The 23,329-nt window shown below is 73.0% G+C and carries 21 protein-coding genes and 1 riboswitch; of the genes, 12 read left to right on the forward strand and 9 right to left on the reverse strand.

Going from position 1 to position 23,329, the window contains the following annotated elements; all coding sequences use genetic code 11:
* Positions 1-31: 31 nt before the first annotated feature.
* Complete coding sequence (locus ACZ60B_RS13280) at positions 32-415, reverse strand: BlaI/MecI/CopY family transcriptional regulator (protein ID WP_469386217.1); 384 nt, start codon at positions 413-415, stop codon at positions 32-34.
* 174 nt (positions 416-589) lie between these two features.
* On the opposite strand from ACZ60B_RS13280, the gene ACZ60B_RS13285 reads away from it, so the two are divergent.
* The 4 genes from ACZ60B_RS13285 to ACZ60B_RS13300 all read left to right on the forward strand — a co-directional run bounded on the left by ACZ60B_RS13285 (position 590) and on the right by ACZ60B_RS13300 (position 3,611).
* Complete coding sequence (locus ACZ60B_RS13285) at positions 590-1,528, forward strand: lysylphosphatidylglycerol synthase domain-containing protein (RefSeq protein ID WP_469386219.1); 939 nt, start codon at positions 590-592, stop codon at positions 1,526-1,528.
* A 239-nt stretch (positions 1,529-1,767) separates the two neighbouring features.
* A complete protein-coding gene (locus ACZ60B_RS13290) occupies positions 1,768-2,373 on the forward strand; it encodes a phosphatase PAP2 family protein (protein ID WP_469386221.1) in 606 nt (201 codons plus the stop codon).
* Between the two features lie 52 nt (positions 2,374-2,425).
* Positions 2,426-2,578: riboswitch (cobalamin riboswitch) on the forward strand.
* 36 nt (positions 2,579-2,614) lie between these two features.
* Positions 2,615-2,836, forward strand: a complete 222-nt coding sequence (locus ACZ60B_RS13295) for a CbtB domain-containing protein (protein WP_152894620.1) — start codon at positions 2,615-2,617, stop codon at positions 2,834-2,836.
* 19 nt (positions 2,837-2,855) lie between these two features.
* The gene (locus ACZ60B_RS13300) at positions 2,856-3,611 is read left to right on the forward strand and encodes a CbtA family protein (RefSeq protein WP_469386223.1); all 756 of its coding nucleotides are present in this window, start codon (positions 2,856-2,858) and stop codon (positions 3,609-3,611) included.
* Positions 3,612-3,689: 78 nt separating this feature from the next.
* Here the strand turns inward: ACZ60B_RS13300 and ACZ60B_RS13305 are convergent, their stop codons facing one another.
* Positions 3,690-4,280, reverse strand: a complete 591-nt coding sequence (locus ACZ60B_RS13305; protein WP_469386225.1) for a histidine phosphatase family protein — start codon at positions 4,278-4,280, stop codon at positions 3,690-3,692.
* A 283-nt stretch (positions 4,281-4,563) separates the two neighbouring features.
* Between ACZ60B_RS13305 and ACZ60B_RS13310 the strand changes: the two genes are divergently transcribed.
* A complete protein-coding gene (locus tag ACZ60B_RS13310) occupies positions 4,564-5,763 on the forward strand; it encodes an oxygenase MpaB family protein (protein WP_469386227.1) in 1,200 nt (399 codons plus the stop codon).
* Between the two features lie 73 nt (positions 5,764-5,836).
* Here the strand turns inward: ACZ60B_RS13310 and ACZ60B_RS13315 are convergent, their stop codons facing one another.
* The 4 genes from ACZ60B_RS13315 to ACZ60B_RS13330 all read right to left on the reverse strand — a co-directional run bounded on the left by ACZ60B_RS13315 (position 5,837) and on the right by ACZ60B_RS13330 (position 9,509).
* Positions 5,837-7,027 carry a TetR/AcrR family transcriptional regulator gene (locus tag ACZ60B_RS13315; protein WP_469386229.1) on the reverse strand — a complete coding sequence of 397 codons (1,191 nt, stop codon included), beginning with the start codon at positions 7,025-7,027 and terminating at the stop codon, positions 5,837-5,839.
* 65 nt (positions 7,028-7,092) lie between these two features.
* A complete protein-coding gene (locus tag ACZ60B_RS13320) occupies positions 7,093-8,184 on the reverse strand; it encodes an NAD(P)-dependent alcohol dehydrogenase (protein ID WP_469386231.1) in 1,092 nt (363 codons plus the stop codon).
* Positions 8,181-8,723, reverse strand: a complete 543-nt coding sequence (locus tag ACZ60B_RS13325) for a DUF4334 domain-containing protein (RefSeq protein WP_469386233.1) — start codon at positions 8,721-8,723, stop codon at positions 8,181-8,183. The genes ACZ60B_RS13320 and ACZ60B_RS13325 overlap by 4 nt, the downstream gene beginning before the upstream one ends.
* A gap of 63 nt (positions 8,724-8,786) precedes the next feature.
* Positions 8,787-9,509 (reverse strand): TetR/AcrR family transcriptional regulator, encoded by a 723-nt coding sequence (locus ACZ60B_RS13330; RefSeq protein ID WP_469386235.1) that lies wholly within the window; start codon positions 9,507-9,509, stop codon positions 8,787-8,789.
* Positions 9,510-9,770: 261 nt separating this feature from the next.
* Between ACZ60B_RS13330 and ACZ60B_RS13335 the strand changes: the two genes are divergently transcribed.
* From ACZ60B_RS13335 to ACZ60B_RS13360, 6 genes are all read left to right on the forward strand, one after another.
* On the forward strand, positions 9,771-10,925 hold the full coding sequence (locus ACZ60B_RS13335) for a CaiB/BaiF CoA transferase family protein (RefSeq protein ID WP_469386237.1): 1,155 nt from the start codon (positions 9,771-9,773) through the stop codon (positions 10,923-10,925).
* A gap of 63 nt (positions 10,926-10,988) precedes the next feature.
* The gene (locus tag ACZ60B_RS13340) at positions 10,989-12,014 is read left to right on the forward strand and encodes an LLM class F420-dependent oxidoreductase (protein ID WP_469386239.1); all 1,026 of its coding nucleotides are present in this window, start codon (positions 10,989-10,991) and stop codon (positions 12,012-12,014) included.
* A gap of 19 nt (positions 12,015-12,033) precedes the next feature.
* On the forward strand, positions 12,034-13,182 hold the full coding sequence (locus tag ACZ60B_RS13345) for an acyl-CoA dehydrogenase family protein (RefSeq protein WP_469386241.1): 1,149 nt from the start codon (positions 12,034-12,036) through the stop codon (positions 13,180-13,182).
* Positions 13,183-13,259: 77 nt separating this feature from the next.
* Positions 13,260-14,474 (forward strand): acetyl-CoA C-acetyltransferase, encoded by a 1,215-nt coding sequence (locus ACZ60B_RS13350; RefSeq protein ID WP_469386243.1) that lies wholly within the window; start codon positions 13,260-13,262, stop codon positions 14,472-14,474.
* A gap of 64 nt (positions 14,475-14,538) precedes the next feature.
* On the forward strand, positions 14,539-16,740 hold the full coding sequence (locus ACZ60B_RS13355; protein WP_469386245.1) for a 3-hydroxyacyl-CoA dehydrogenase NAD-binding domain-containing protein: 2,202 nt from the start codon (positions 14,539-14,541) through the stop codon (positions 16,738-16,740).
* A 183-nt stretch (positions 16,741-16,923) separates the two neighbouring features.
* The gene (locus ACZ60B_RS13360) at positions 16,924-18,756 is read left to right on the forward strand and encodes an AMP-dependent synthetase/ligase (protein ID WP_469386247.1); all 1,833 of its coding nucleotides are present in this window, start codon (positions 16,924-16,926) and stop codon (positions 18,754-18,756) included.
* A gap of 102 nt (positions 18,757-18,858) precedes the next feature.
* On the opposite strand, the gene ACZ60B_RS13365 is transcribed toward ACZ60B_RS13360, so the two are convergent.
* Positions 18,859-19,998: an acyl-CoA dehydrogenase family protein gene (locus ACZ60B_RS13365; protein WP_469386249.1), complete on the reverse strand. Its 1,140-nt coding sequence runs from the start codon at positions 19,996-19,998 to the stop codon at positions 18,859-18,861.
* Positions 19,999-20,162: 164 nt separating this feature from the next.
* On the opposite strand from ACZ60B_RS13365, the gene ACZ60B_RS13370 reads away from it, so the two are divergent.
* The gene (locus ACZ60B_RS13370; protein ID WP_152894790.1) at positions 20,163-20,789 is read left to right on the forward strand and encodes a TetR/AcrR family transcriptional regulator; all 627 of its coding nucleotides are present in this window, start codon (positions 20,163-20,165) and stop codon (positions 20,787-20,789) included.
* A gap of 67 nt (positions 20,790-20,856) precedes the next feature.
* On the opposite strand, the gene ACZ60B_RS13375 is transcribed toward ACZ60B_RS13370, so the two are convergent.
* Both ACZ60B_RS13375 and ACZ60B_RS13380 read right to left on the reverse strand, forming a co-directional pair.
* Positions 20,857-22,362, reverse strand: coding sequence for an aldehyde dehydrogenase family protein (locus ACZ60B_RS13375; protein ID WP_469386251.1), 1,506 nt, complete (start codon positions 22,360-22,362; stop codon positions 20,857-20,859).
* Positions 22,359-23,318 carry an oxygenase MpaB family protein gene (locus tag ACZ60B_RS13380; protein WP_469386287.1) on the reverse strand — a complete coding sequence of 320 codons (960 nt, stop codon included), beginning with the start codon at positions 23,316-23,318 and terminating at the stop codon, positions 22,359-22,361. The genes ACZ60B_RS13375 and ACZ60B_RS13380 overlap by 4 nt, the downstream gene beginning before the upstream one ends.
* Positions 23,319-23,329: the final 11 nt, after the last annotated feature.

Here is a 23,329-nt window from a genome sequence, read left to right on the forward strand (position 1 = left end):
AACGTCCGGCCGCATGAGGATCCGGCCCCGTTCAGGCGGAACTCTCCCCGAGGAGCTCCCGCAGCACCCGCTCCTCGGCCGGGCTCAGCCCGGTCACGAAGTGCTGGAGCGCGGCGATCGGGTCCGGGCCCCGGTCGAGGGCGTCGCGCATCGCCTCGGCGGTCAGTTCGGCCGCGTCGCGCGTGGGCCGATAGGCGCCGCGCCGCCCGTCGGCGTCCCGCAGCACGAGCCCCTTGTCGTACAGACGTCTGAGGATGGTGTGGACGGTGTTGTAGGCGAGGTCGCCGCCGAGCTCCGTCTGGATCTCGGCCGGGGTCCGGGGCAGCTCCGCCGCCCACAGTGCCGCCAGGACCGCACCCTCCAACTCGCCCGCACTGCGCCGTCCGGGTCTCTTGTGTGGGCCGGTGCCAGCCATGTCGGCCACCTTACCGAGACGGACGGATATCTTCTCACCTGCCTTTAACCCTACAAAATGTAGGGTGTGGTGCGACCCTACGGACTGTAGGGGAGTCGATCCCGTGGCGCGCTACGACGAGAGGTGCACGATGGCCGACGGCTCTCCCTTCGTCCGGCACCCCCGAGGACCGGCGTGACCGCGACCGGCCTGCCGGTGCCCACGGGCCGACGCCGGTACTGGCAACTGGGGGTCACGCTCGCGGTACTCCTGGCCGCCTGCGGGGTCCTCGTCTCGCACCGGGACGTCCTCGGCGGCGGGGCCGACCGGCTCGCCGCCGCCGACCGCGCATGGCTGCTGCTCGCGTGCGTCGCCGCCGCGTCGACCTGGGTGTGCGCGGCCGTCGTCCAGCAGGGCGCGGTCGCCGAACGGCTCCCTCGGCGAAGGCTCGTGGCCGCACAGTTCGCCGCGTCCGCCGCCAACCACCTCCTCCCGGCCGGGGCCGGGGCGACCCTGGTCAACCTGCGCTTCCTGAACCGGTGCGGGCTGTCCACGACCCGTTCGGCGACCGCGCTCGCGGTGAAGGCGGCGGCCGGCGGGCTGGTCCGCTGTGTCCTGGGCCTGACCCTGCTGCTGACCTCGCCGGACACCGTACGGGTGCCGACGCGGGTGCCGCACGGGCTGGTGCTGCTGCTGCCGGTGGCGGCCGGGGCCGTGGTGTGGGCCGTCGCGGCGAGCGCCCGGCTGCGGCGTGCCGTGGGCCGGGCTCTCGCCGAGGTGCGGGAGGTGCACCGGTGCCGGGCGCGGGCCTGGGCGCTGTGGGGCGGCTCGGCCGCGTTCGCGCTGCTGCACGCCGGGGTGGTCGTCGCCGTCGTCCACGCGCTCGGCCTCGGGCTGTCCACGGGCCATGTGGTCATGGCGTACCTCGTGGCCAGCGGTGCGGCGGCGCTGCTGCCCACGCCCGGCGGTCTCGGTTCCCTGGACGCCGCGCTCGCGCTGGCTCTCACCGCGGACGGGGCGCCGGGGCGGGCGGCGATCTCGGCCGTCCTCGGCTACCGCCTGCTCACCGCGTGGCTGCCGATGGTTCCCGGCCTGCTGGTCCTGCTCCTGCTCGCGCGGCGCTCGGCGCTCTGAGGACACCCGGTCGCCCGGCACGGGAACGCCTCGTTCCCCCTGATCGTCTACAGTGTCGTAGACCGACTACAGGTTTGTAGTCGGTCGCTGTGGTCGCGCCGGACTCCGGCCGGATTCCTCAGGTCCGGTCGTCCGGCCGACCACGGGGCGCCAAGGGAAGGACTCATACCGATGACCACACCGATGACGACACGGATGGATCTGCTGCCACGGCCCGCCGCCGGGACGGAGGCCGGTCGATGACCGGCGCTTTCGGCGGCGCGTCGATGGACGGCTCCGCCTACCGGGAGGTGGTCGGTCTCGCGGGGCGCTCGCCCGGATGGCTGGACACCGCGGTGTCGGCGTGGTCGACGTACGGACTGGCCGTGTTCGCCGTCCTGATGGTCGTCGGCTGGTGGCGGGCCCGGCGCACGGGGGCCGCGCGGACGGTGACGGCCCTGGCCGTGCCGGTGGTCGCGGTGCTGGCCTACGGCGTGGACTCCCTGCTGAAGCTGCTGGTGCGCGAGAGCCGGCCGTGTCTGGCGCTGCACGTGCGCACCCTGGAGACGTGTCCGGCACCGGGTGACTGGTCGTTCCCCAGCAATCACACGGTGATCGCCGCCGCGTGCGCCGTGGCTCTGTTCTCCGTCTCGCGCCGGCTGGGCGCCGTGGCGGTCGTGGCCGCGCTGGCGATGGGCGTGTCCCGGGTCTGGGTCGGCGTGCACTATCCGCACGACGTGGTCGCGGGATTCCTCGTGGGCGGGCTCGTCGCCCACGGCCTCATGACCCTGGTGCGGCACCGGGCGAGCACGCTGGCGCGCCTGCTGACCGCCACTCCGCTGCGCCCGCTGCTGCCGGCCTCCTGACGCGGGGTCACCGCGCGACGGAGCGCGGGATCGCCCCTGCCGACGCGCTATTGGCCCTCCATACGACACACGGTACTGTCGTTCTGATACGACGACGGGATCACGGAAGCCGGTGGGAATCCGGCACGGTCGCGCCACTGTGGACGATGCCTCCTCGACGGGGCGCATCGCGAGTCAGACCCGGGGCCGTCGTCCTGTGCACCACCGAGATGGGACGCGAACTCCCAGAGGAGGCCCTGCCATGGCGCAGCACGTCGCTCAGCCGACCGCCACCACCCCCGTCGTCACCGGCAAACTGCCGCTGAAGGACATTGCCCCCTGGGCGGTCTTCTTCGGCATTCTGATGCTGGTCCTGCTGTACTTCGTCGGCGCCGAGCAGGGCGCCACCTCCGTCGTCTCCGGCGAGGACGTCCACGAGTGGGTGCACGACGCCCGCCACCTGCTCGGCTTCCCCTGCCACTGACGAGGGGCGCCGAACTCCCGTGAACTCCGCAACAGTGAGAAACCTGCTCGTGCGGGGCATGCTCGCCGGCCTCGGGGCCGGCGTGCTCGCCCTGATCGTCGCCTACTTCCTCGGTGAGCCGAGCGTGGACAGCGCGATCGGCCTCGAGGAGGCGCACGCGCACGCCCACGAGCACGAGGTCGAACTCGTCTCCCGCAGCCTCCAGTCCACCGCGGGCCTCGCCACCGGTGTGCTGGTCTACGGAGTGGCGTTCGGCGGCATCGCCGCCCTCGCCTTCTGCTTCGCCCTCGGGCGCGTCGGCCGCTTCAGCCCCCGCGCCACCGCGCTGCTGCTGTCGGGGACCGCGCTGCTTGCCGTCTACGTCGTGCCGTTCCTGAAGTACCCCGCCAACCCGCCGGCGGTCGGCGAAGCCGACACCATCGGCAGGCGCACCACGCTGTACTTCCTGATGATGGTGCTCAGCGTGCTCCTCGCGGTCGCCGCGGTGATCGCGGGCAAGCGGCTCGCGCCGAGACTGGGCACCTGGTACGCCACCGTCGTCGCCGTCCTCGGCTTCATCGCCGTGATCGGCCTGGCGTACGCGTTCCTGCCCGTCGTCAACGAGGTCCCGGCCGACTTCCCGGCCACCCTGCTGTGGCGGTTCCGGCTCTCCGCCCTCGCCATTCAGGCCACGCTGTGGGCGGGTTTCGGTCTCGTCTTCGGCGAACTGACCGAGAGGCTGCTGCACCCGAAGCCCGCACGGGCCGCCGCGGGTTCGGCGGTGGCCGCCCCGTAGCGACCCCGTCGTCACGCCGAGAGGGCCCGCGGAACCATCCGCGGGCCCTCTCGGCGTCGGCCGGGGCGGTCCCCGCGGTCAGTCCTCCGTACTGCCCGTCGTCGGTCCGAGCGGCCCGCCGAGCCGGAGGTTCCAGCGGTGCGCACGCCCGGTGAGCTCGGTCGCCGTCAGCGGCGGCACGTCGAGGCGCCAGAAGGCGGCCTCGGGAGCCGCCAGCGCGTGGATCACCGCGGCCCGTACGACCTCCGGCTCCACCACGGCCAGCACTCTGCCGTCGCTTCCCGCCGACGTCTCCAGCCAACGGGCGACCCGCTCGCACACCTCCCGCACCGACTCCCCGCCGTGCGGGGCGGCCCCCGGGTCGGACAGCCAGCGCGCCAGCTCCTGCGGCTCCGCGGCGGCGACCTCGTCGAGGGTCAGGCCACGCCACCGCCCCATGTCCCCGCCCGCGAGCGCCGGTTCCCCGGCCGCGTCGAGACCCAGCTCCGCGGCCGTCCGGCGGCAGCGCACGCTCGGTGAGGCGAGGACACGCACGGCGGACGGCAGGGAACCGGCCGCCGCCCGGGCCCGCGCGGCACCGAGGTCGTCGATCGGGTCACCGTCGTCGAAACGAGCCCGGCGCAGCGACGAACTCGTCGCGGGCGTGATGAAGGTGACACGGCTCGTCACGTGGTCGCTCCTCCCGTGCGGATCCCCGGCTGCCGGTCCGGGGCCATGAGGGTATCCGGCCCGGCGCGACGGCCGTCGACGCCGACCGTCGCGGTGAGCTGCCGCGCGCTGCCCGCTGCCCGCCAGTGCCCTCGGTCACCACCATTGCCGACCGCTACGCACCTCGCTATGTTAATCGGAAATCACATCCGTACGACAAGGTTCATCGCGCATTGATCGTGCAACTGGCAAGTCTGCGACCGAACTTGTAACCATCCGGCCCAGCAGGGAAGCAGGTAAGTCAATGGAGAACCTCAGCAGGCGCAAGGCTCTGTCACTCGGTGTCGCACTCGGCCTCGTGGGTGTGGCCGGCCCCGCCCGGGCCTGGGCGTCGACGGGCCCGGTGTCCGCGACCGCCGCCGGAACCGGTCCGGAGTGGATCTGGGACAGCCTGGCGGACCCTCTGATGGCTTCGATGCTCGACAACGGGCACGTGCCGGCGATCAACACGGCGTGGGCGTCGTGGGTGAACAACAACGACCCGCTGCCCGGCGGCGTACCGGCCGAATTCGCCGCGTACCTGCGGCAGGTCAACGTGCTGCCCTCCTGGGCCGACCCCGCCAAGCTGGCCCGTGCCGCCGACTTCAACCGGCGCAGGGACACGTACCTGTTCATGCTGTACGGCCTCGGCAGCGGAATCATGAGCACCGTGATCCCGCGCGAGGCGAGGAGCGTCTACTGGTCCGCGGGCGGCGCCAACATGCAGGACCGCGCCGCCAAGACGTTCACGTTCGGCTACGACCTGTCCCAGTTGGGAGCCTTCCAGCCGACGGGGCAGTTCGTCGTCACCGCCAACAAGACGCGCGTGGTGCACGCCGCGGTGCGTCACCTGCTGCCGCAGTCGCCGCACTGGAAGGCGGTCACCGACGAGACCACCCCGATCAGCGCCGCCGACATCCTGGTCACCTTCCACAGCCTGGGCACCTACGTGCACCGCAAGCTGCTCGACTGGAAGATCCCGTTCCCGGCCGCGGACCAGGAGGCCTTCCTGCACTCGTGGCAGGTCGCCGTCCATCTGCTCGGGGTGCCGGACGAGCACATCCCCCAGACCTGGGCGGCCGCCGAAGCGCAGTCGGCGCAGGTGCTCACCCCGATCCTCACCCCGACCACGGAGGGCATCGCGCTCGCCGAGGACCTGCTGGGCCTGACCGCACAGATCGACCTCGGCGTCACCCGCGGGTTCCTGAACGAGTTCGTACGCTACGTCCTCAGCGACCAGGTCGGCGACTGGCTGGGGCTGACCCGCGACTACGCCTCGGCGGCCCTGATCCGTACCGCGTGGCCGGCGTACATCCTCTTCCGTGAGGGGCTGTCGCCCGTCATGCCCGGCACCTTCTACCTGTTCGACCAGTTCATCCGCGCCCTGGCCATGCTGTTCCTCAACAAGGGCGCCTCCGGGACCACCACGCCCATCACGATCCCCACCGCGAACCGGGCGGCCTGAGCCGTCGATCCGGTCGGTCCCACCGCCTCCCGCCCCGTCGGCAGCCGGGCCGAGGGGCGGGAGGCGGTGGGGTTCACAGACCCAGCGCGCCCACGACCAGGGCGGTCACGGCCTCACGATGCCCGGGGCTGTCCCGCCACCGCAGTCTGCGTCCCGCCTCGACCACCACACCGAACCCCGCGTGCACCAGCACCCGGGCCTGGCGCGGGTCCAGTTCCGGACGGACCAGCCTCAACTGCTGCTCCCAGACGGCGATGTGTTCCCGCTGCGCGAGGACCAGGGGCCGCCGCAGCTCGGCCGGCAGGCCGGCGAGTTCCGCCTCGGCGACGCTGTTGAGCTCGGTGCACTCGAAGCAGTAGGCCACATAGGTCGCCGCCAGGGCGACCACGGCCTCGTGCGGGCCGGTCACCTCCCGCAGACTCTGCTCCACCCCCTGGGCCAGCACCCCCGCCGCCTGGAGGCAGGCGGCGGCCAGGATGTCGATCTTGCCGGGGTAGTGGCGGTAGAGCGCGGACGGGGTCAGCCCCACGGCCTCCGCGATCTGTCCGTTGGTGACGTTGGCGAATCCGTCCCGGGCGAACAGCGGGACGGAGGCCGCGAGTATCTCCGCGCGACGGGTGCGCGGCACCGGCCGGGCGGGCAGCTCGACGGGGTGCGCCCCCGGCCGGCCCGCCGCCGGATCCGTCGCGGCCACGCGCAGCGCGGACGCCAGGAGCAGGTCCTCGGCCCGGCGCGCGGCGATGGAGGTGTGATGCATCGTGATGGACCCGATCGCGCCGAGGGCCGCCATGGCCCGCAGACGCTCGTCGGCCAGTGGGTGCTCGCGCTGCACGGCCTGCTCGACCCGCTCGACGAGGCGGCCGAACTTCGCCGCGAGACGTCGGCGGTCGTCGCGGTCGAGGTACCGGGCCTCCCAGCGGTACACGCCGCCCGACGCGCGATGGGCGACGGTGATCCGGGTGACGGCGGTGAGCACCTCCGTCAAGGGCGCCTCGGGCGGCACCTCGTCGAGCGCGGCGGCCAGTCCGTCCACCATGACGTGGGCGCACGCGGCGAACAGGGCGTACTTGTTCGGGAAGTGCCGGTACAGCGCGGCCGCCGTGATCCCCACCCCGGCGGCGACCTCCTCCATGGAGGCGTTGTGGTAGCCGCGCTCGCTGAAGACCCGCCCGGCCGCGTCGATGATGAGCTGCTTGCGGTTGCGGGGCCGGGTCGCCGCGGTCGGACCGGCGGCCGAACGCGCGGACGGGGAGGCGGGAGCCATGCGGATCAGTCAATCACACGCCGTCAGGGGGCCTGGCTCCCTCGTTCCCTCCGCGGCCTTCCGCGTCAGGCGAAGGTGAGGACCGGCTTGATCACGCTGCCGTCGCGCATGGCGGTCACGGCCCCGTCGATGTCCTCGAACGGGAACGTGGTGACCAGCCGGTCGATCGGGAAGAGGCCCCGGGCGTACAGTCCGGCCAGCTCGGGGATGAAGCGGCCGGGGTCGGAGTCGCCCTCGATCACCCCGTGGACGCGCACGCCCTTGGCGAGCAGGCCCATCACGTCGAACGTCACCTCACCGCCCAGGCCGAGCAGGGCGAGTTCGCCGCGCGGCCGCAGCGCGCCGACGGCCCGGCGGGCCATGTCCGGACGGCCGGTGGTCTCGACGACGTGGTGCGCACCACCGCCGGTGAGGTCGCGCAGCGCCGCCACCAGACCGTCCCCCGGGGCCAGGGCGGCCTTGGCGCCGAGTTCGAGGGCCAGGGCACGACGGGAGGCGACCGGGTCGACGGCCACCACCGGGTCGCAGCCCGCCGCCACCGCGGCCATCAGCGCGCTCAGGCCGACCCCGCCCGCGCCCAGCACGGCCAGTGCGGAACCCGGTTCGGGGCGCAGCCGGTTGAGGACCGTGCCCGCGCCCGTCTGGCCGCCGCAGCCGAGCGGCGCGGCGACGGCGGCCGGCAGGCCGGAGGGTACCTTGACCACTCCGCGTGCGTGGACGACGGCGTGCGTGGCGAAGCTGGACTGGCCGAAGAAGCCGGCGCGCAGCGGTGCGCCGTCGAGCGAGAGCGCAGTGGTGCCGTCGTCGCGTCCACCGGAGAGGTTCCGGGCCCGCGAGGTGCGGCAATAGGCCGGGTGGTCCGCCGCGCACTGCTCGCAGACGCCGCAGCTGGCGAAGGTCAGGCAGACGGGGTCACCCGGCGCGAGGCCGGTCACCTCCGCGCCGACCGCCTCGACCCGGCCGGCGCCTTCGTGGCCGAAGACCATCGGGGTGAGCCGCCGGGGCCAGGTGTCCCGCATCGCCAGGTCGGTGTGACAGACGCCGACCGCGGCCATCCTCACCAGCACCTCGTACGGCCGGGGTTCCTCGATCTCCGCGTCCCGCACGGTGAACGGGGCGCCCGGCGCCTCGACGACGGCGGCGCGGACACGCCTCACGAGCCCGCTCCGGCACGCCCGTCCGGGATCCCGGCCGGGGACTCGGACAGGGTCTCGGGCGGGATCCCGGCGGCGCGATCGAGGAAGAAGTAGAAGAAGGGCCCCTCGGCGGGAACCCCCTTGACGTTCATGATCCCCATCAGCGTGGTGTCGTCCACCTGCTTGAAGTGGTCGAGGACCGGCTGGCCGTCGTAGACCATGGTGGCCGTCGCCTCGCCCCGGAACTCGACCGTCCACAGGCCGGCCTCGCCCTTGCCGAGCTCGCGGTTCGAGTACAGCGCGCCCGTGGTGGCGTCACGGCAGATCAGCGGTTTGGCGTCGTGCACGGAGGCGAACGTCTTGCCGTACCAACCGGCCTTCTCCAAGGCCCCGTTGAGCGGGTGGCCGGTGCGGAACTCGCCGCCCTTCCACTCGCCGAGTATCTCCTCGGGCCGGACGGTGGCCAACGCCGCCCAGATCGCGTCGAGTTCGACGGGGTCGAAGGGGCCGTCCTGGGCCCGGAGCTCCTGGAACCGGGCGCGGGCCTCGAACACGTCCATGCGGGTGTCCTCTCGTCGGTGCGGGCACCGGGAAGCGGAAGATCGGGATGGCGTCCCGTCGCGTCACCCCGAGGCGCGCGGCGCGGAACCCCGGGAGGCGGAGGTCCGCGCGAGGGAGGAGCGCCGGGGGAACGGCAGCGGCAGGTCGCCGGTGACCGCGCCGGGATGGCCCACGGTGCCGAGGCTCAGCAGCACATGGCGCTCTGCCACCTCCTCCGCGGTGAGCGGGCCGTCCGCGCGGAACCAGTTGGCGACCCCCTGGCACATGACGAGCACCGAACGCACCGCGTCGGCCGGGATCGGCGTGGTGAACACGCCCTGGGCGCGGCCCGCCTCGACCGTGTCCAGCAGCATGTGCTCCAGATAGTCGCGCAGGGCCACGTAGCGGGCCCGGTTCTGGGGTTCCAGGCTGCGTATCTCCGTGTCCAGGAAGGCCAGTTGCCGACGGTGGGCCATGGAGAGCACGATCGACTCGACCATCCCGCAGAATCGTGCCAGCGGATCGTCCCCGGCCTCCCCGGCGGCGGCCCGGCAGCGGTCCAGGACGTCCTTGATGGACGTCTCCAGCAGTGTGGTCAGCAGTGCCTGCTTGTTCTCGTAGTGGTAGTACAGCGCGGGCACGGTGACGCCGACCCGGCCGGCGATGTCCCGGACCGAAGTGCCGTGGTAGCCGTGCTCGTTGAAGGCCTCCATGGCGTGCACCAGGATCGGGTGCAGGCCGAGCGGGCCGTAGGAGCGCCAGTGCTCCGCCGGGGGCGTGGGGTCCTGGCTCGGCGCGGTGTTCAACGGCTCTCCTCGGGACAGGCGGCGATCGGCGACATCGTACGGCCGTGGGTCCAGAACGTCTCCTTCCGGCCGCTTAGCGATCGATCAGGAAAGCCCGGCGTCCGGCGTCCGGCCTGATGTCACTTCCCCGGTGTGGAGCCGTAAAAACTAGTAACGCACGCGGAGTTGACCGATCGGCGTCGCGCTTCTACGTTCTTAGCGAACGCTCAGTAAGTCCCCGGTCGACGGCGATGAGGCCGTCCCGCACCGAGAAGGGAATCCATGAGCCGGCACCCCACCGGTCCTCCGGGCCGCGACACGGCGGGCCCGCTGGACGGCGTGCGCGTGGTCGAACTGGCGGGGATCGGTCCCGGCCCGTTCGCCGCGATGCTGCTCGCCGACCTGGGCGCCGACGTGGTGCGCGTGGACCGCCCCGGACCCTCGCCGCTCGGCGGCGACCCCGCCCGCGACATGACCAACCGCAACAAGCGCTCCGTCCTGGTCGACCTCAAGTCGCCCGAAGGGCCGGGCACGGTAAGGGCGTTGGCGGCGCGCGCCGAGATCCTGCTGGAGGGATACCGGCCCGGTGTCGCCGAGCGGCTCGGGGTCGGTCCCGAGGCGTGCACGGCCGGCAACCCCGCGCTGGTGTACGGCCGGATGACCGGCTGGGGCCAGCGAGGCCCCCTCGCCTCCCTGGCCGGACACGACATCGGCTACCTCGCCACCTCGGGCGCCCTCTCCATGATCGGCGCGCCGGACGGGCCGCCCGTCTTCCCCGTCAACCTGCTCGGCGACTACGCGGGCGGCTCCCTCTATCTGACCACCGGCGTCCTCGCCGCGCTGCTCACCGCCCGCGCCACCGGCCGCGGCCAGGTGGTGGACGCCGCGATCGTGGACGGCGCCGCACACCTGACCACCATGTTCTGGGGCATGCTCGCCGAAGGCACCTGGCAGGACGCCCGCGGCCGCAACCTGCTGGACGGCGGCTGCCCCCACTACGGCGTGTACGAGACGTCCGACGGCGGCTGGATGGCCGTCGGCGCCCTGGAACCGCAGTTCTACACGGTGTTCGTCGCCCTGCTGGGCCTGGACGGCGAGGACCTGCCGGACCGCGCCGACCGGCGCAACTGGCCCGCGCTGCGCGCCCTGTTCACCACCCGGTTCAAGTCCGCCGACCGGGCGCGGTGGACGGCCGTCTTCGAAGGCACCGACGCCTGCGTCGCGCCGGTGCTCTCGCTGCGCGAGGCGGCCGCCCATCGACAGCTGGCCGGACGCGGCACCTACACCGAGGCGTACGGCGTCACCCAGCCCGCCCCCGCCCCCCGTTTCTCGGACACCCCCGGCACGCTCCGGCTGCCCCCGGCCGTCCCCGGCGCGCACACCCCCGACGTGGCCCGCGACTGGGACGTACCCGAACTCCTGAAGGACCACTGCTGAAGAACCTGCTGACGGACCCTCCGAAGGACCGCTGCCGATGGAACCCCTGAAGGACCACCGCTGATGGAACTGTCCATGCCCCTGGCGTACGCCGGCGATCCGCGGGCCGCCGCCGACCGGGCCGCCGCCCTGGAGTCCGCGGGCCTCGACGCCGTCTGGGTGGCCGAGGCCTACGGCTTCGACTCCCCGACGATCCTGGGATACCTCGCCGCGAAGACCGAGCGGATGCGGATCGGCTCGGCCATTCTCAACGTCTACTCGCGCACCCCCGCGCTGATCGCCCAGACCGCGGCCGGACTCGACGCCCTCAGCGGCGGCCGGGCCGTCCTCGGCGTCGGCGCCTCCGGACCCCAGGTCGTCGAGGGCTGGCACGGCCGCCGCTACGACCGCCCGCTGGGCCGCACCCGCGAGGTGATCGAGCTGTCCCGGCGGATCTGGCGGCGCGAGGTGATCGAACACCACGGCATCACCGATCTGCCGCTGCCGCCGGAGAAGGGCGGCACCCTCGGCAGACCGCTGAAGCTGCTGAACCACCCGGTCCGCGACACCGTCCCGGTCTACCTCGCGGCGCTGGGTCCGGCCAACGTACGGCTGGCCGCCGAGATCGCCGACGGCTGGCTGCCGTTCCTGTACGTCCCCGAGCACGCCGGCGAGGTCTGGGGCCGGTCCCTGGCCGAGGGCCGCGCCGCGCGCGACCCCGCGCTCGGCCCGCTCTCGGTCGTCGCGGGCGGCCTGCTCGCCATCACCGACGACGCCGAGGCCGTCCACGACCTGATGCGCCCCACCGTCGCCCTCTACGTCGGCGGCATGGGCGCGCCCGGCCGCAACTTCTACCACGACCTGGTCCGCTCCTACGGCCACGAGTCCGCGGCGGCCGCCATCCAGGAGCACTACCTCGCCGGACGCAAGAAGGACGCGGAGGCCGCCGTACCGGCCGAACTGCTCCAGCGGCTCTGCCTGGCCGGTCCCGAGGGACACGTCCGCGACCGCGTCGAGGCCTTCCGCGAGGCGGGCGTGACCATGCTCGACGTCACCCCCGTCGGTCCCGATCCCGCCCGGCTGATCGAGCGCGTGCGGAGCTGGCTGTGACACATGTGAGGAGTTGCCGGTGACACTGGAACGCGATCTCTACGGCCCCGACCACGAGGCGTTCCGCGCGACGGTACGGGCCTTCCTGGCCAAGGAGGTGGTCCCGCACCACGAACGCTGGGAGCGCAACGGCGTCGTCGACCGCGAGGCGTGGCGCTCGGCGGGCCGCCAGGGCCTGCTGGGCATGGCCGTCGACGAGGAGTACGGCGGCGGCGGGAACGGCGACTTCCGCTACAGCGCCGTCCTCATCGAGGAGTTCGCCCGCGCGGGCGCCTCCGGGCTGGCCCTGAGCCTGCACAACGACGTCGTCGGCCCGTATCTGACCCGGCTCGCCGACGAGGAACAGAAGCGCCGCTGGCTGCCCGGGTTCACCTCCGGCGACCTCGTCACCGCCATCGCGATGACGGAACCCGGCGCCGGCTCCGACCTCCAGGGCATCCGCACCACCGCCGTCGACCGGGGCGACCACTACCTGCTCAACGGCACGAAGACCTTCATCTCCAACGGCATCCTCGCCGACCTCGTCGTGGTCGTCGCCCGCACCACCCCCGAGGGCGGCAGCGGCGGACAGAGCCTGCTGGTCGTCGAGCGCGGCACGGCGGGCTTCGAGCGCGGCCGCAATCTCGACAAGATCGGCCAGAAGGCCCAGGACACCGCCGAGTTGTTCTTCGACGACGTGCGCGTGCCCAAGGAGAACCTGCTGGGCGAGGAGCACCGGGCATTCGCCTACCTCATGGGCAACCTCGCCCAGGAACGGCTGGCCATCGCGGTCGGCGCCGCCGCCGCGGCCGAGGAGATCCTGGACGTCACCCTGCGGTACGTGAAGGAGCGCGAGGCGTTCGGCAGACCGCTGGCCCGGCTCCAGCACATCCGCTTCGAGACCGCCGAGATGGCCACCGAGACCGCGGTCACCCGCACCTTCCTGGACCGCTGCATCACCGAGCACAGCCGGGGCCGGCTCGACCCCGTGCACGCCTCCATGGCCAAGTGGTGGGCCACCGAACTGCAGAAGCGGGTCGTCGACCGCTGTCTGCAACTCCACGGCGGCTACGGCTACATGAGCGAGTTCCCGGTGGCCCGGGCGTTCCTCGACAGCCGCGTCCAGACCATCTACGGAGGCACCACCGAGATCATGAAGGAGATCATCGGCCGCTCCCTGCTCGACTGAGCCCCGGCCGACTCCCCGCAAATGGCACTGCGTTGCGTTCGCGGCTTCGTCCGGACCCGACACGGAAGGCACCCAAGGTGAGCACCGAAGCGTACGTGTACGACGCGATCCGCACCCCGCGCGGTCGCGGCAAGGCCGACGGGGCCCTGCACGGCACCAAGCCGATCGACCTGGTCGTCGGCCTGATCCACGAGTCCCTCCGGCGCTTCCCGGACCTCGACCCGGCGGCGATCGACGACATCGTGCTCGGTGTGGTCAGCCCGCTGGGCGACCAGGGCGCGGACATCGCCCGCACCGCCGCGCTCCTCGCGGGGCTGCCGGAGACGGTGGCGGGCGTACAGCAGAACCGCTTCTGCGCGTCCGGTCTCGAAGCCGTCAACATGGCGGCGGCGAAGGTCCGTTCGGGCTGGGAGGAGCTGGTCCTGGCGGGCGGTGTGGAGGCCATGTCGCGGGTCCCGATGGGCAGCGACGGCGGCGCCTGGGCGCTGGACCCGAGGACCAGCCACGACACCGGATTCGTCCCGCAGGGCATCGGCGCCGACCTGATCGCCACGCTGGAGGGCTTCTCCCGGCACGACGTGGACTCCTACGCGGCGCTCTCCCAGGAGCGGGCCGCCGCCGCGTGGAAGGACGGGCGCTTCGACCGCTCCGTCGTCCCCGTGCGGGACCGAGGCGGGCTCCTGGTCCTGGACCGGGACGAGCACCTCAGGCCCGGCACCACCGCCGAGAGCCTGGCCGCGCTCGAACCCTCCTTCGCCCGGGCCGGCGAACTGGCCGGCTTCGACGCGGTGGCGCTCCAGAAGTACCACTGGGTGGAGACCGTCGACCACGTCCACCACGCGGGCAACTCCTCCGGCATCGTCGACGGCGCCGCCCTGGTCGCCGTCGGCTCCGAGGCGGCGGGCGAGCGGCACGGCCTGACCCCGCGGGCCCGGATCGTCTCCGCCGCCGTGTCCGGGGCCGAGCCCACCATCATGCTGACCGGGCCCGCGCCCGCCTCCCGCAAGGCGCTCGCGAAGGCCGGACTGACCGTCGACGACCTCGACCTGGTCGAGATCAACGAGGCGTTCGCCGCCGTGGTCCTGCGCTACGTCAAGGACATGGGGCTGAGCCTGGACAAGGTCAACGTCAACGGCGGCGCCATCGCCATGGGGCATCCGCTCGGCGCCACCGGCGCGATGATCCTCGGCACCCTCGTGGACGAACTGGAGCGCCGCGGCCTGCGGTACGGGCTGGCGACCCTGTGCGTCGGCGGCGGCATGGGCGTCGCCACCGTCGTCGAACGCCTCTGACCGGCCGTCCGCCTCCGCAGTCACCGGCCGGCGCGGCCGTCCGCCTTCACGGGAGACCTCAGTCATGGACACCACCGCACGTCCCACCACCATCCGCTGGGAAGAGTCCGACGACCACGTCGTCACCCTCGTCCTCGACGATCCGGGCCAGTCCGTCAACACCATGAACGCCGCGTTCATCGACTCGCTGGAGGCCGTCGCGGCCCGGCTGGCGCAACGCCGCGACACCGTCCGGGGCGTCATCGTCACCTCCGCCAAGAAGAGCTTCTTCGCCGGCGGCGACCTGCGCGACCTGATCGCCGTCACGCCCGGGACCGCCCGCGCCTCCTTCGAGGCCGGGATGCGCGTCAAGCGCTCGCTGCGCGTCCTGGAGACCCTGGGCAGGCCGGTCGTGGCGGCGATCAACGGCGCCGCGCTGGGCGGCGGTTACGAGATCGCGCTGGCCTGCCACCACCGTGTGGTCCTGGACAGCCCGGCCGCCCGCGTCGGGTCACCCGAGGTCACCCTGGGCCTGCTGCCCGGCAGCGGTGGAGTGACCCGCACGGTCCGCATGTTCGGGGTCGCGGAAGCCCTGCGGAAGGTCCTCCTGGAGGGGAGGCAGTACGGCCCGGCGCGCGCCCTGGAGGCCGGTCTGGTCGACGAGATCGCCGCAGACCGGGAAGAACTCCTGGCCAGGGCAAGGGCGTTCGTCGACGCCCACCCGCGCTCCGCCCAACCCTGGGACGCCCCCGGGTACCGCATCCCCGGCGGCACCCCCGCCGACCCGGAGCTGGCCGTGCGACTCCCCGCTCTGACTGCGCTGTCGAAGAAGAAGACGGGCGGCGCCCCGTACCCCGCCCCGCGCAACATCCTCGCGGCGGCCGTGGAGAGCTCCCAGGTCGACGTGGACACCGCCTTCGTGGTGGAGGCCCGGTACCTGACGGAACTGGTCACCGGGCAGATCACCAAGAACATGATCCAGGCGTTCTTCTTCGACCTCCAGGCGGTCGACTCCGGCGCCAGCCGCCCGAAGGGCGTCGAGCCGCGCGAGGTGACCAGGGTGGCCGTGCTCGGCGCGGGCATGATGGGCGCCGGGATCGCTCATTCCTGCGCGAAGGCGGGCATCGACGTCGTACTGAAGGACGTCTCCCCGGAGGTGGCGGCACGGGGCCGGGCGCACTCCGAGCAACTGTGCGCCAAGGCCGTCTCGCGCGGAAGCGCGACGCGGGAGCAGGCGGACGCCCTGCTCGCCCGCATCACCCCGACCGCCGACGTCCGGGACCTGGCCGGCTGTGACGCGGTGATCGAGGCCGTCATCGAGGACACGGGCGTCAAGCACAAGGTGTTCCAGGAACTCCAGGACGTCGTCGCCCCGGACGCCCTGCTGTGCTCGAACACCTCCACCCTGCCCATCACCCTGCTCGCCGAGGGGGTGCGGCGGCCGCAGGACTTCATCGGCCTGCACTTCTTCTCACCGGTCGACCGGATGCCGCTGGTGGAGATCGTCAAGGGCGGGAAGACGGGGGAGGAGGCGTTGGCGCGCGCCTTCGACCTGGTGCGGCGGATCGGCAAGACACCGATCGTGGTCAACGACTCGCGCGGCTTCTTCACCTCCCGGGTCATCGGCCGCTTCATCGACGAGGGCGTCGCCATGGTCGGCGAGGGCATCGAACCGGCCTCCGTCGAGCAGGCCGCGGCCCAGGCCGGTTACCCGGCCAAGGTTCTCTCCCTGATGGACGAGCTCACCCTCACCCTCCCGCGCCGGATCCGCGAGGAGACCCGGCGCGCGGCCGAGGCGTCGGGCCGCGGATGGCAGCCGCATCCCGCGGACGCGGTCGTGGACCGCATGATCGACGAGTTCGGCCGGACCGGCCGGTCCGCCGGCGCGGGCTTCTACGACTACGTCGACGGCCGGCGCGCCGGGCTCTGGCCGGGGCTGCGCGAGCACTTCACCGATCCCGCGAAGCAGCCCGCCGACCTGACCGAGCTGAAGGAGCGGATGCTCTTCGTCGAGGCACTGGACTCGGTGCGCTGCCTGGAGGAGGGTGTGCTGGTCTCGGTGGCGGACGCCAACATCGGCTCGCTGCTCGGGATCGGCTTCCCGCCGTGGACGGGCGGTGTGCTCCAGTACGTCAACGGCTACGACGGCGGCGCGGGCGGCGGTAGCGGGCTGCCCGGCTTCGTGGCCCGCGCACACGAGCTGGCCGCGCGGCACGGCGAGCGCTTCGCCCCGCCGGAGCTGTTGCTGGGCAAGGCCGAGCGGGGCGAGACCTTCACCGACTCCTGATCCGCGGTCCGGGCCCGCGGCGCCCCCGGCCCGGACCGTCCACCCCACCTGGCACGCCCCTCCACCTCGTCCGCCCCCACCTCGCACGCCACCTGCCGCCCCGGCTCCACCCGGTACGCGCGGGGGCCTCCCACCGCCCCGGTCTTCCCAGACGTCTCCCTTCCGACCCGCAAGGAGGCCCCGATGACATCGGCACCCCACACCACCGGCGACCTGCCGGACGACCCGGCCGAGCGGACCCTGCCGCAGCTGCTGGCCCACAACGCCCGCGAGTACCCCCGGCTCCCGGGCCTGTCCTGGCAGCCCGCGGACCAGGACGGCGACTGGACGACGTACAGCTGGGCGGAGATCCACGAGCACACCCGGAGCCTGGCCGCCGGCTACCGGGCGCTCGGCGTCGGCCGCGGCGACCACGTCCTGCTGATGATGGCCAACCGGCCCGAACACTGGCTGTCGGACCTGGCGCTGGTCCGCCTCGGCGCGGTCCCGGTCAGTGTCTACGGCACCGCGGCCCCCGAGCAGATCACCCACATCGCCCGCAACTGCCGGGCCCGCCTCGCCGTGGTGGAGGGGGCGGCCCAGGTGACGGCGTGGGAGCCGTCCCTGGCCGACCCCGACACCCCGCTGGAGCGTCTGGTGGTGGTCGAGGCGGATCCGCAGGGCGGCCACCTCCCGTACGACGCGCTGCTGAGCGAACCGGTGCCGGAGCAGTTCGCCAAGGAACTGGACACCGCCCGCCCCGGGGACCCGCTGACCGTCGTCTACACCTCCGGCACCACCGGCGAGCCCAAGGGGGTCGTCCTGACCCACCGCCAGGTGATGTCCAACGCCCTGGCCCTGGACGCCGTGGTGGAGCTGCCCCCGCACGTCGAGCACATCTGCTACCTGCCCTTCGCCCATATCGCCGAGCGGATGCTGGGCCTCTACCTGCCCTGCCACCGGGCCTCGCACGTCCGGCTCTGCGCCGACCCGGCGCGGGTCGGCGAAGTGGTGCGCAAGGCGCGCCCGGCGCAGTTCTTCGGCGTGCCGAGGGTCTGGGAGAAACTGTCCGCCGCCGTGCGGGCCGTCCTCTCGCTGATGCCGGCCGAGCAGCGGACGGTCATCGACCAGGCGTTCGAGGTTGCCCGTGAGCACGTCGCCTTCCGCGAGCGCGGCGAGACCCCGCCCGCGGAGCTGGCGGAGCGCTACACCCGCGCCCGTACGGACGTGCTGCTGCCGATGCTGGCCGCGGGCGGTCTGGACCGGGTGACCTGGGCGGCCAGCGCGTCGGCGCCGATGCCGGTCGACGTGGTGCGGTTCTGGGCCGGGTTCGGCATCGTCGTCATGGACGCCTGGGGGCTGACCGAGACCACCGGTGTGGCCACGAGCAACAGCCCGAGGACCGGCTTCCGGCTCGGCTCGGTGGGACGCCCGGTGGAGTCCGTGGAGCTCAGGATCGCCGAGGACGGCGAGATCCTGGTCCGGGGCCCGTCCGTCTTCTCCGGCTACCTCCGGCCCGACGGCTCGGTACGGTCCGACCTGGACGCCGACGGCTGGCTGGCCACCGGCGACATCGGCCGGATCGACGGGGACGGCTATCTCTGGCTCACCGACCGGAAGAAGGAGATGATCATCACCTCCACCGGCAAGAACGTCTCGCCCGCCCTGGTGGAGAACGCGCTCAAGGAGCACCCGCTGATCGGGCAGGCGATGGTGCACGGAGACAACCGCTCCTATCTGGTCGCCCTCCTGGTGCTCGACGCGGAGTCCGCCCCCGCCTGGGCCGCGGCCCACGGCGTCACGGCGGAGGGGGGTCTTGCCGGGCTGGCCGAACACCCCGCCGTCCGGGCGGAGGTGGACCGCGCGGTGGCCGCCGCCAACACCCGCCTCAACCGCACCGAACAGGTCAAGCGGTACGAGCTGCTGGCCGAGGAGTGGGGGCCGGCGACCGGCGAGCTGACACCGTCGCTGAAGATGCGGCGCCGGGTCATCCGGGACAAGTACGCCGACGAGCTGTCCGGGCTCTACGAGGACTGACCCGGGGCGCGTTCCCGCGCGCCCCTGCGCACCTCCCGCACGCGAGAAGCGGCCGCCCGTCCCCGTCCCCGGGACGGGCGGCCGCTTCTCGCGTGGGCCGCTCTACAGTCCGTAGGTCCTGCCGATGACGTCCCGCTGGATCTCGCTGGTCCCGCCGTAGACCGTGGAGACGACCGCGGCCCGCAGATGGCGCTCCATGTCGAACTCGGTGGTGTAGCCGTAGCCGCCCATCATCTGCATGCCCTCCAGGGCGGCCCGCTTGGCGAGCTCGGTCGCCTTCAGCTTGGCCATGGACGCCTCGCGCGGGAACAGCCGGTCCGGCTGCGCGTCGCAGTCCAGCGCCACCTCGCGCACCAGCAGCCGGGTGCACTCGATCTCGGTGGCGAGATCGGCGATCCGGTGCCGCAGGGCCTGGAAGGAGCCGACGGGCCGCCCGAACTGCTCGCGTCCGCGGACGTAGACGACGGTGTCGTCGAAGGCGCGGCGCGCCAGCCCCAGCATGTTGGCGGCCAGGAAGAGCCGCTCGTGGTTCAGGCCGGCCATCAACTGCCGCCAGCCGTCGTCCACCTGGCCGACGACGGCGTCCGCGGGCAGCCGGACGTCGGTGAGGAAGACGTCGTTGACCTCCCGGCCGCGCATGGTCTCGATGCCCCGTATCTCCACGCCGGGGGTGTCGGCGGGCAGATGGAACATGGTCAGGCCGCCGTGCTTGTCCTCGCCGGTGCGGGCCACCAGCAGAATGCTCCTCGCGCAGTGCGCGTTGGAGATCCAGGTCTTCTGACCGTCGATCACCCAGGTGCCGTCCCGCTCCTGCCGGGCGCGGCAGCGCAGCGCGCCGACGTCCGACCCGGCCCCCGGCTCCGACATCGCGACGGCCAGCACGTCGCCGCGTACGGCGCCGGACAGCACCTCCCGCCGCTGCCGCTCGGTGCCGAACCGTTCGTACGCCTTCGCGGTGATGACGGTGGTGACGAAACCGCCGCACGGGACCATCCCGTATGAGGTCTCCTCCAGGAAGAGACAGGCGTCGGCCAGCCCGCCGCCGGAGCCTCCGTACTCCTCGGGCAGGCACACCCCCAGCCAGCCCAGGTCGGCGAGCCTTCCGTACAACCCGGGGTGGTGGGCCTCGCGGCCGCCACCGGTCAGCGCGTCACGCTGCTCCCGGGTGCCGCACTCGCGCTTGGCGAAATCGCGCACGGCCGCGGCGAACGCGGCCTGTTCCTCGGTGAGTCGACTGCCCATCAGGTCCTCCGGGATCCGGGTGCCGGTCGGCGGTGCGGTCAGGTTCGGCGGTGCGGTCAGGTTCGGCGGTGCGGTCAGGGTCGGGCGAGCAGGTGAGTTACAAAGATATGCTAGTTGTTTCAAAGATTCTCAGGGAATCGTCTGCCGGTATCGTGATGAGCACCATGAGAACTGACACGAACGACTCCTGGCTCGCCCGGGCCCTCGACCGGCCGGAGCCGGAGGACCGTACGGAGCGCCGGATCCTCGACGCGGCACTGGAGCAGTTCACCCTCCTGGGGCTGCGCCGTTCCTCCGTGGACGACGTCGCCAAGCGGGCCGGCGTCTCCAGGGTCACCGTCTACCGGCGCTTCCAGACGAAGGACAAGCTGGTCGAGGACACGCTGCTGCGCGAACTGGGCCGGTTCTTCCAGCGGCTGGACGCGGCGGTGGCGGCACTGCCGACCATGAAGGAGCGGGTCGTCGAGGGCTTCGTGGTCGCCCTGCGCCACACCCGCGCCCATCCGCTCTTCGGCGGGCTGCTGCGCCTCGAACCCGAGGTGGTGCTGCCCTATCTGACCGTGCAGGGCAGCTCCTCGCTCTCCGCCACCGTCGAGTACCTGACGGTCCATCTGCGCCGGGCACAACAGGTCGAGGGCCGTCCCGACGACGACCCGCGTCCGGTCGCCGAGCTGATGGTGCGGGTCGCCGTGTCCTTCCTGCTCAACCCCGCCAGCTGCATCGAGATGGAGGACGAGGACCAGGCCCGCGCCTTCGCCCGCCGCTACCTGGCTCCACTGCTGGACGCCTGACCGGCCGGACCCGTCCGCGTGGCGGGTCCGGCCGGGCGGTCCGGTCGGCGGGGCGTCGCCCGGCCGCTCAGCGGCGCCGGTGCAGTGCCTGCGCCACCCGCACCGCGCGCTCCCGCGTGGCGGCCGGTACGGCGAAGGAGGTCAGCGTGATCGGCGGGGCGAACCGCTGCACGGTCGTCGACTGCACGGAGGTGAAGGCGCGCAGCCCTTCCTCGCCGTGGATGCGTCCGAAGCCGGAGTCCTGCGATCCGCCGAACGGCAGCGCCGGCACCGCCGCGAAGCCCAGCACCGAGTTCACCGACACGGCTCCCGCGCGCAGTCGCGCCGCGATCGCCGCACCGGCGCGCCCGCTCCGGCAGAACACCGCGGCCCCCAGGGCGTAACGCGAGGCGTTGGCCCGTTCCACCGCCTCGTCCACGTCGGCCACCGCGTTGATCGCCACGACCGGCCCGAAGGTCTCCTCCGTCATCGCCGCCGCGTCCTCCGGAACACCGCTCAGCACGACCGGCGCGACATACGGAGCGCGCACCGACTCGGGGCCGCCCAGCAGAGCCCGCGCTCCCGCCGAGACCGCGCCGGTCACATGCCGCTCGACGATCGCGACCTGGCCCGGCAGGGTCATCGGGCCGTAGGGGGCGTCCGCCCCGGCCCCCGGGCGCAGCGCCTCGGCCCGCTCGACCACCCGCTCGCACAGCGCCGCGTGGACGTCGCGCACCGCGTAGACGCGTTCCACCCCGGCGCAGGTCTGTCCCGCGTTGCTCAACGCGCCCCACACGATCGCGTCGGCGGCCGCCTCCAGGTCCGCGTCCGCGGTGACGATCACCGCGTCCTTCCCGCCGCACTCGGCGAGGAACGGGGTCAGCGTCTCGGCGCACACCGCCATCACCTTGCGGGCCGTCCCCGGCGAACCGGTGAACGCCAGCTTGTCGACCCCGGACCGGGCCAGGGCGTCCCCGGTGGGCGCCGCGCCGGTGACGGTGGTGAGCAGCCCGGCATGGCCGGGCACGGCGGCGTCGAAGAGGTCGGCCAGCAGGACCCCGACGCCCGGGGTCAGTTCGGACGGCTTGAAGACCACGGCGTTGCCCGCGGCCAGGGCGTAACCGAGGGAACCCATCGGGGTGTACAGGGGGTAGTTCCAGGGACCGATCACGCCGACCACGCCCAGCGGCCGGTGCACCAGCGAGGCCCGCTGGTGGACGGTGAACAGCCCGGTGCCCACCTTCCGCCGGCGCAGCACGCGTGCGGCGTTGCGGGCGGCCCAGCCCAGGTGCTCCAGCGTGAGGACGACCTCCAGCGCCGCGTCACCGGCCGGCTTGCCGGTCTCCTCGGCGATGGTGCGGGCCACGGTGTCCAGATCGGCGGCGAGGGCCTTCTTCCAGCGCAGCAGGTGGTCACGGCGCCGGGAGGCGGGCAGTGCCGCCCAGCCGGCCTGGGCGGTCCGGGCCCGGGCCACGGCGCGGGCGACCTCCTCCGGTCCGTCGACCGGGTGTGCGGCGATCGGTTCGCCGGTCGCGGGGGAGTACGTGGTGAAGGTCGCCGCGCTGGGTGCGGTGGCCGGGGTGGTGTCGGTCATCGGGTCTCCTGACGGGGAGCGCGGGGGGCGGACGACGGCGAAGGAGGAGACGACTGCCCTGGATCGGGGGCCTGTTCCGGCGGCGCCTCGTCCTGGAGCGGGGTCACCGGCCGGGAGTGGGCCCAGTGCGGACCCAGGTCGTCCAGGGTCCAGCCGAACGGGTAGGTGCGCGCCTCGGGCCTGCGCGGGAACCGCTCCGGCCGCCCGGGCAGCAGCCTGATCAGCACGGCCCGTACGCGCAGCGCGCGATGGACGGCGGCCCGTAGCCAGCGCGGTTCCGGCTCGAAGCCGAGGGCCTCCAGCAGCGGTTCGTCCAGGACGGCGAGGGCGACCCGGGAGGCCAGGCGCCGGGCCGGGGCCGGGTACCAGGCGGCCATGATGCGCAGCGTGGCCGCGGCGACCCTGCGGTTGGCGGGGTCGTACGCGAACGTCTCCCGCTCGTAGTCGTCGTGCAGCCGTTCGAACTCGGCGTAGGTGTCGGGCACGCCGGGGATGCCCATCAGCTCGCCCATCCGCCGGCCCACCAGCGCCAGGCTCTCGGTCTCCTGCTCGCACAGGCGCCGCCAGCCGTACCGGTCGATCCATCGCTTGGGCCCGACCACCGTGGTGGCCAGGACGTAGCGGAAGTCCTCGTCGGCGATCCGGTAGCGGCCGTGGATGCGGTTCAGATGGCGGGCGGCCGCCCGGCCGTGCTCCGAGTCCATCCCCTCGCGGACCATCTCGTACGTGATCAGCACCGTGTCGTCGTACCGCTTCTGACCGGCACGTTCGAACTCCTGTGTGCGGTCCAGGAGCCGGGAGACGCGCGGAACGCCGTAGTCGCGCAGGAAGGCGATCGAGGTGCCGTGCAGATAGTCGCGGGGGAACTCGTAATGGATGATCCACCGGTAGATCCGCTCGAAGTCCTGCTGTGGATCCATCTGCCGGATGCGGCGGAGCCGGCCGTAGCGGCCCATGGGCGCCTCCA

Source organism: Streptomyces sp. NPDC104096, from assembly GCF_055584385.1.

Excerpts from the sequence above, each read along its gene's own strand:
- ACZ60B_RS13335 (WP_469386237.1), top strand. The coding sequence starts at position 9,771 with ATGAGCCGGCACCCCACCGGTCCTCCGGGCCGCGACACGGCGGGCCCG.
- ACZ60B_RS13365 (WP_469386249.1), bottom strand. The coding sequence starts at position 19,998 with ATGGGCAGTCGACTCACCGAGGAACAGGCCGCGTTCGCCGCGGCCGTG.
- ACZ60B_RS13380 (WP_469386287.1), bottom strand. The coding sequence starts at position 23,318 with ATGGGCCGCTACGGCCGGCTCCGCCGCATCCGGCAGATGGATCCACAG.
- ACZ60B_RS13370 (WP_152894790.1), top strand. The coding sequence starts at position 20,163 with ATGAGAACTGACACGAACGACTCCTGGCTCGCCCGGGCCCTCGACCGG.
- ACZ60B_RS13325 (WP_469386233.1), bottom strand. The coding sequence starts at position 8,723 with ATGGACGTGTTCGAGGCCCGCGCCCGGTTCCAGGAGCTCCGGGCCCAG.
- ACZ60B_RS13310 (WP_469386227.1), top strand. The coding sequence starts at position 4,564 with ATGGAGAACCTCAGCAGGCGCAAGGCTCTGTCACTCGGTGTCGCACTC.
- ACZ60B_RS13280 (WP_469386217.1), bottom strand. The coding sequence starts at position 415 with ATGGCTGGCACCGGCCCACACAAGAGACCCGGACGGCGCAGTGCGGGC.
- ACZ60B_RS13355 (WP_469386245.1), top strand. The coding sequence starts at position 14,539 with ATGGACACCACCGCACGTCCCACCACCATCCGCTGGGAAGAGTCCGAC.
- ACZ60B_RS13375 (WP_469386251.1), bottom strand. The coding sequence starts at position 22,362 with ATGACCGACACCACCCCGGCCACCGCACCCAGCGCGGCGACCTTCACC.
- ACZ60B_RS13340 (WP_469386239.1), top strand. The coding sequence starts at position 10,989 with ATGGAACTGTCCATGCCCCTGGCGTACGCCGGCGATCCGCGGGCCGCC.
- ACZ60B_RS13290 (WP_469386221.1), top strand. The coding sequence starts at position 1,768 with ATGACCGGCGCTTTCGGCGGCGCGTCGATGGACGGCTCCGCCTACCGG.
- ACZ60B_RS13360 (WP_469386247.1), top strand. The coding sequence starts at position 16,924 with ATGACATCGGCACCCCACACCACCGGCGACCTGCCGGACGACCCGGCC.
- ACZ60B_RS13315 (WP_469386229.1), bottom strand. The coding sequence starts at position 7,027 with ATGGCTCCCGCCTCCCCGTCCGCGCGTTCGGCCGCCGGTCCGACCGCG.
- ACZ60B_RS13295 (WP_152894620.1), top strand. The coding sequence starts at position 2,615 with ATGGCGCAGCACGTCGCTCAGCCGACCGCCACCACCCCCGTCGTCACC.